Source organism: Streptomyces tricolor (genome assembly GCF_002155905.1).
In the GTDB taxonomy this organism is placed as follows: Bacteria; Actinomycetota; Actinomycetes; order Streptomycetales; family Streptomycetaceae; genus Streptomyces; species Streptomyces tricolor.
Window position 1 is genome coordinate 1 of sequence record NZ_MUMF01000216.1, and the last position, 6,479, is coordinate 6,479.

3 protein-coding genes are annotated in these 6,479 nt (G+C 72.2%); 1 reads left to right on the top strand and 2 read right to left on the bottom strand.

All coding sequences use genetic code 11. From position 1 onward, the window contains the following. Nucleotides 1-160: 160 nt before the first annotated feature. On the bottom strand, nt 161-652 hold the full coding sequence (locus CCN44_RS16710; protein WP_086698108.1) for a hotdog fold thioesterase: 492 nt from the start codon (nt 650-652) through the stop codon (nt 161-163). 48 nt (nt 653-700) lie between these two features. Next, nucleotides 701-3,013 carry an FdhF/YdeP family oxidoreductase gene (locus CCN44_RS16715; RefSeq protein WP_086698109.1) on the bottom strand — a complete coding sequence of 771 codons (2,313 nt, stop codon included), beginning with the start codon at nt 3,011-3,013 and terminating at the stop codon, nt 701-703. A 556-nt stretch (nt 3,014-3,569) separates the two neighbouring features. On the opposite strand from CCN44_RS16715, the gene polA reads away from it, so the two are divergent. Next, a complete protein-coding gene (gene polA / locus CCN44_RS16720) occupies nt 3,570-6,296 on the top strand; it encodes a DNA polymerase I (RefSeq protein WP_086698110.1) in 2,727 nt (908 codons plus the stop codon). The last annotated feature ends 183 nt before the right edge of the window (nt 6,297-6,479 follow it).

Sequence of the window (6,479 nt, forward strand, 5' to 3'; positions counted from 1 at the left end):
GATGGCTGTCGGGGCGGGCGCAGGCCGTCGCGCACAGCAGTGCCGGCAGCGCCAGGCCGACCACCAGGAACCTCGCCCCCGGCCGGGGGCCTCCTCGCCGTCCCATGTGCCGAAGCTAGAGGGAGGGAGGGCGAGGGGCAACGCTTCGGCGGAGCCGGGCTCAGCCGCCGGCGGGCTCCGCGGGCGCCCCGTCGCCCGGCCGGACGTCGCGCAGCAGGCAGGTCAGCCGGGCGGTGCAGACCCGGCGACCCTCCTCGTCGCTGATCACGATCTCGTACGTCGCCGTCGACCGCCCGCGGTGCACCGGCGTGGCCACGCCCGTCACCAGGCCCGAGCGGACCCCGCGGTGGTGCGTGCAGTTCAGGTCCACCCCGACCGCGATCTTCGAGGCGCCGCCGTGCAGCATGGAGCCGACCGAACCCAGGGTCTCCGCGAGCACCGCGGAGGCGCCGCCGTGCAGCAGGCCGTACGGCTGGGTGTTGCCCTCCACCGGCATGGTCCCCACGACCCGGTCCGCCGCGGCCTCCAGGATCTGCACACCCATCCGCGTGCCCAGGTGTCCGGCCGAGAACAGGGCGGGCAGGTCCACACCGAGCGAGGCGTACTCGTCGATGACCTCCTGCGGGAACTTCACTTGCTGCTGCTCACCCATGGGCCCGGCTCCGTTCGTCGTCCGACTGTCGGCTCACTGAGCAAACGCTCAGTCGGTCGCCGATTGTTCCAGACGGCTCCCCGTGTCCCCGGTGTGGTCCTCGAGCCGCACGACGACGGACTTGCTGGCCGGGGTGTTGCTGGTGTCGGCGGTGGCGTCCAGCGGCACCAGCACGTTCGTCTCGGGATAGTAGGCCGCCGCACAGCCCCGGGCCGTCGGATACAGCACGACCCGGAAGCCCGGCGCCCGCCGCTCCACCCCGTCCTGCCACTCGCTCACCAGGTCGACGTACGACCCGTCGGCGACCCCGAGCGCGCGGGCGTCCTCGGGGTGCACCAGCACCACCCGGCGCCCGCCCGTGATGCCCCGGTAGCGGTCGTCCAGTCCGTAGATCGTGGTGTTGTACTGGTCGTGCGAGCGCAGGGTCTGCAGCAGCAGCCGGCCCTCGGGCAGCGCCGGGTACTCCACCGGAGCCGCCGTGAAGTTCGCCTTGCCCGTGGCCGTCGGGAAGCGGCGCTCGTCGCGCGGGGCGTGCGGCAGCGCGAAGCCGCCGGGCCGGGCCACGCGCGCGTTGAAGTCCTCGAAGCCGGGGATCACGCGCGCGATGCGGTCCCGGATCGTGGCGTAGTCCTTCGCGAACTCCTCCCACGGCACGACGCTGCGCTCGCCGAGCACCCGGCGGGCGAGCCCGCAGATGATGGCCGGTTCGGACCTCAGCTGCGGGCTCGCGGGCCGCAGGCGCCCGCGCGAGGCGTGCACCATGCCCATGGAGTCCTCGACGGTCACGAACTGCTCGCCGCTGTCCTGCACATCGCGTTCCGTCCGGCCCAGGGTCGGCAGGATCAGCGCCCGCGCGCCCGTGACCACGTGCGAGCGGTTCAGCTTGGTCGACACGTGCACGGTCAGCCGCGCACGGCGCATCGCGGCCTCGGTGACCTCGGTGTCGGGCGAGGCGGAGACGAAGTTGCCGCCCATGGCGAAGAACACCTTCGCCTCGCCGTCGCGCAGCGCGCGGATGGCCCGTACGACGTCGAAGCCGTGCTCGCGCGGCGGCGCGAACCCGAACTCCTTCTCCAAGGCGTCCAGGAAGGCCGGGGCGGGCCGCTCGAAGATGCCCATGGTGCGGTCGCCCTGGACGTTGCTGTGCCCGCGCACCGGGCACACGCCCGCCCCCGGGCGGCCGATGTTGCCGCGCAGCAGCAGGAAGTTGACCACCTCGCGGATGGTCGGGACGGCGTGCTTGTGCTGGGTGAGGCCCATGGCCCAGCAGACGATGGTCCGCCGCGAGGCGAGCACCATGCGGAGGGCCTGCTCGATCTCCGCGCGCGTGAGGCCGGTCGCGGTGAGCGTCTCGTCCCAGTCGGCGGCGCGCGCGGCCTCGGCGAACTCCGCGAAACCGTAGGTGTGGTCGCGGACGAACTCCTCGTCGACCGCGCCGTCCGTCTCCAGGATCAGCTTGTTGAGGAGCCGGAAGAGGGCCTGGTCGCCACCGATGCGGATCTGCAGGAACAGGTCGGTGAGGGCGGCGCCCTTGAGGAGGCCCTGCGGGGTCTGGGGGTTCTTGAAGCGCTCCAGTCCCGCCTCGGGCAGCGGGTTGACGCTGATGATCTTCGCGCCGTTCGCCTTGGCCTTCTCCAGCGCGGAGAGCATGCGCGGATGGTTCGTGCCCGGGTTCTGGCCCGCGACGATGATCAGGTCGGCCTGGTACAGGTCCTCCAGCAGGACGCTTCCCTTGCCGATGCCGATGGTCTCGCTGAGCGCCGACCCGGACGACTCGTGGCACATGTTCGAGCAGTCCGGCAGGTTGTTCGTGCCCAGCTCGCGCGCGAAGAGCTGGTACAGGAACGCGGCCTCGTTGCTGGTGCGGCCCGAGGTGTAGAAGACGGCCTCGTCCGGGGAGCCGAGGGCGGCGATCTCCTCGGCGATGATGTCGAAGGCCCGGTCCCAGGAGACCGGCTCGTAGTGCGTGCCGCCCTCGGGGAGGTACATGGGGTGCGTGAGCCGGCCCTGCTGGCCCAGCCAGTAGCCGCTGCGGCCGGACAGGTCCGCCACGGAGTGCGCGGCGAAGAACTCGGGCGTGACCCGGCGCAGGGTGGCCTCCTCCGCCACCGCCTTGGCGCCGTTCTCGCAGAACTCCGCCGCGTGCCGGTGGTCCGGCTCCGGCCAGGCGCAGCCCGGGCAGTCGAAGCCGTCCTTCTGGTTCACCCGCAGCAGGGTCAGCGCGGTGCGTTTCACGCCCATCTGCCGCTGGGCGATGCGCAGCGTGTGCCCGATGGCCGGGAGCCCCGCCGCCGCGTGCTTCGGCTCCGCGACCTGCGGTGCGTCCTGAACCGGATCACCCTTGGGCGGCTTCGTCGCCATCGCACGCTCCCCTTCGACTGCGTGTGAGAAGTACGCGAACGATCCTCCCACGCCCCACCGACAATGAACCCGCCCGGTCCACCGGTCCCCCGAGGACCAGGACCGCCACCGGCGCGGTTGGCCGTGTTTCGGCCGGCTGTCTGCTCGCGGGGCGTGTCTGGGGCGGCGGTGTCTGCTCGCGGGGCGTGTCTCGGCCGGCTGTCTGTCCGTGGGCGGTGTCTCGGCCGGCTCTCTGCCCGCGCGCGTCTCTCGCTCGGCTGTGTCTGCCGGTCGGCCACCTTTCGGCCCGTTGGAGCCGGGCCTTCGCTGGGGTCTCCGCCGCAACGGCGATCAACCACGGCGGCGGTGCCCGGCGGTGCCCGGCGGTGCCCGGCGGTGCCGAACTCACCGCACCCCCCTCACCGCACCACCGCCACCATGACCCCACCCACCAGTCACAACGCCCCTCACTCACCCCACCGCCCACTCGGGCACCACCGGCACTACGTCCGGTAACGGCCGGTGACTCTCGGCGCCCCGGACCGGAGTGTCAGTGCGGCGTGGCAGGATCGGGGGCGTGGCAGAGACAGCATCGAAGCAGACCGACAAGACCCCCGGCGGCACCCGTCCCCGGCTGATGCTCATGGACGGGCACTCGCTGGCCTACCGCGCGTTCTTCGCGCTGCCCGCGGAGAACTTCACGACCGCGACCGGCCAGCCGACGAACGCGATCTACGGCTTCGCGTCGATGCTGGCCAACACCCTGCGTGACGAGGCGCCCACGCACTTCGCGGTGGCCTTCGACGTCTCCCGCAAGACCTGGCGCTCCGAGCGGTTCACCGAGTACAAGGCGAACCGCTCCAAGACCCCGGACGAGTTCAAGGGCCAGGTCGAGCTGATCGGCGAGCTGCTCGACGCGATGCACGCCCCCCGCTTCGCCGTCGAGGGGTACGAGGCGGACGACATCATCGCCACCCTCGCCACCCAGGCCGAGGCCGAGGGCTTCGAGGTGCTGATCGTCACCGGTGACCGCGACTCCTTCCAGCTGGTCACCGAGAACACCACCGTGCTCTACCCGACCAAGGGCGTCTCGGAGCTGACCCGGTTCACCCCGGAGAAGGTTTTCGAGAAGTACGGCTTGACGCCCGCCCAGTACCCGGACTTCGCGGCCCTGCGCGGCGACCCGTCCGACAACCTCCCCGGCATCCCCGGCGTCGGCGAGAAGACCGCCGCGAAGTGGATCAACCAGTTCGGCTCCTTCGCCGAGCTGGTCGAGCGCGCCGAGGAGGTCAAGGGCAAGGCCGGGCAGAACCTCCGCGACCACCTGGAGTCCGTCAAGCTCAACCGCGTCCTCACCGAACTGGAGCGCCAGGTCGAGCTGCCGAGGACGGTCGCCGACCTGGAGCGGGCCCCGTACGACCGCAAGGCCGTCGCGATGGTCCTGGACACCCTGGAGATCCGCAACCCGTCCCTGCGCGAGCGCCTCTTCGCCGTCGACCCCGGCACCGAGGAGGCCGAGACCACCCCGGTCACCACCGGCGGCGTGGAGATCGACGGCGCCGTTCTGCGCACCGGCGAGCTGGCCCCCTGGCTCGCCGAGCACGGCACCGGCCCCCTGGGCGTGGCCACCGTCGACACCTGGGCGCTGGGCACCGGCTCGGTCGCCGAGGTCGCCCTCGCCGCGGCCGGGGGAGCGGCGGCCTGGTTCGACCCGTCGGAGCTGGACGAGGCCGACGAGAACGCGTTCGCGGCCTGGCTGGCCGACGCGGACCGCCCCAAGGTGTTCCACAACGCCAAGGGCGCCATGCGCGTCTTCGCCGAGCACGGCTGGAGCGTCCAGGGCGTGACCATGGACACCGCCCTCGCCGCCTACCTGGTCAAGCCCGGCCGCCGCTCCTTCGACCTGGACGCGCTGTCCCTGGAGTACCTGCACCGCGAGCTGGCTCCGGCCGCCGCGGCCGACGGCCAGCTGGCCTTCGGCGCGGACGACGCCGCCGAGGCCGAGGCCCTGATGATCCAGGCCCGCGCGGTCCTGGACCTCGGCACGGCCTTCGAGGGCCGCCTGGAGGAGGTGGGCGCCGCCGACCTGCTCCGGGACATGGAGCTGCCCACGTCCGCGCTGCTCGCCCGGATGGAGCGGCACGGCATCGCGGCGGACCGCCCGCACCTCGAGGCGATGGAGCAGATGTTCGCGGGTGCGGTGCAGCAGGCCGTGAAGGAGGCGCACGCCGCGGCCGGTCACGAGTTCAACCTGGGCTCGCCCAAGCAGCTCCAGGAGGTCCTCTTCGGCGAGCTGGCGCTGCCGAAGACGAAGAAGACCAAGACCGGCTACACCACCGACGCGGACGCGCTGGCCTGGCTCGCCACCCAGACCGACAACGAACTGCCGGTCATCATGCTCCGGCACCGCGAGCAGGCGAAGCTCCGGGTCACCGTCGAGGGCCTGATCAAGACGATCGCGGGCGACGGCCGTATCCACACCACCTTCAACCAGACGGTGGCCGCGACCGGACGTCTCTCCTCCACGGACCCGAACCTGCAGAACATCCCCGTCCGCACGGACGAGGGCCGGGCGATCCGGCGGGGCTTCGTGGTCGGCGAGGGCTTCGAGTCCCTGATGACCGCGGACTACAGCCAGATCGAACTGCGCGTGATGGCCCACCTCTCCGAGGACGAGGGCCTGATCCGGGCGTTCACCTCCGGCGAGGACCTGCACACCACCGCCGCCTCCCAGGTGTTCGGCGTCGAGCCCGGCGCGGTGGACGCGGAGATGCGCCGCAAGATCAAGGCGATGTCGTACGGCCTGGCCTACGGCCTGTCCGCGTTCGGCCTCTCCCAGCAGCTGAACATCGAGGCGGCCGAGGCCCGGGCGCTGATGGACGCGTACTTCGAGCGCTTCGGCGGGGTCCGGGACTATCTGCGCCGGGCGGTGGACGAGGCGCGGGCGACGGGCTACACGGCGACGCTCTTCGGCCGCCGCCGCTACCTGCCCGACCTCAACAGCGACAACCGCCAGCGCCGCGAGGCGGCCGAGCGCATGGCCCTGAACGCGCCCATCCAGGGCACGGCGGCGGACATCGTGAAGATCGCCATGCTCAAGGTGGACAGCGCGCTGCGGGAGGCGGACCTCAAGTCCCGCATGCTCCTCCAGGTGCACGACGAAATCGTCCTGGAGATCGCCCCCGGCGAGCGAGCGGCCGCCGAGGAGATCGTCCGCCGCGAGATGGCGGGCGCCGTCCACCTGCGGGCTCCGCTGGACGTGTCGGTGGGCGTGGGCCCCGACTGGGAATCGGCGGCTCACTGACCCGACGCGGCGGGGAAGGGCACATCCGAGCGAAGACCGGGAGGGGGCCGGGCCGGACAAGGCCAGGCCCTCCTCCGTTCCGGTTCCGGCCCTCCTCCGTTCCGGTTCCGGCCCTCCTCCGTTCCGGCTCCGGCCCTCCTCCGGCTCTGGCCCGGCTCCGGTCCGGCTCCGGTCCGGCTCCGG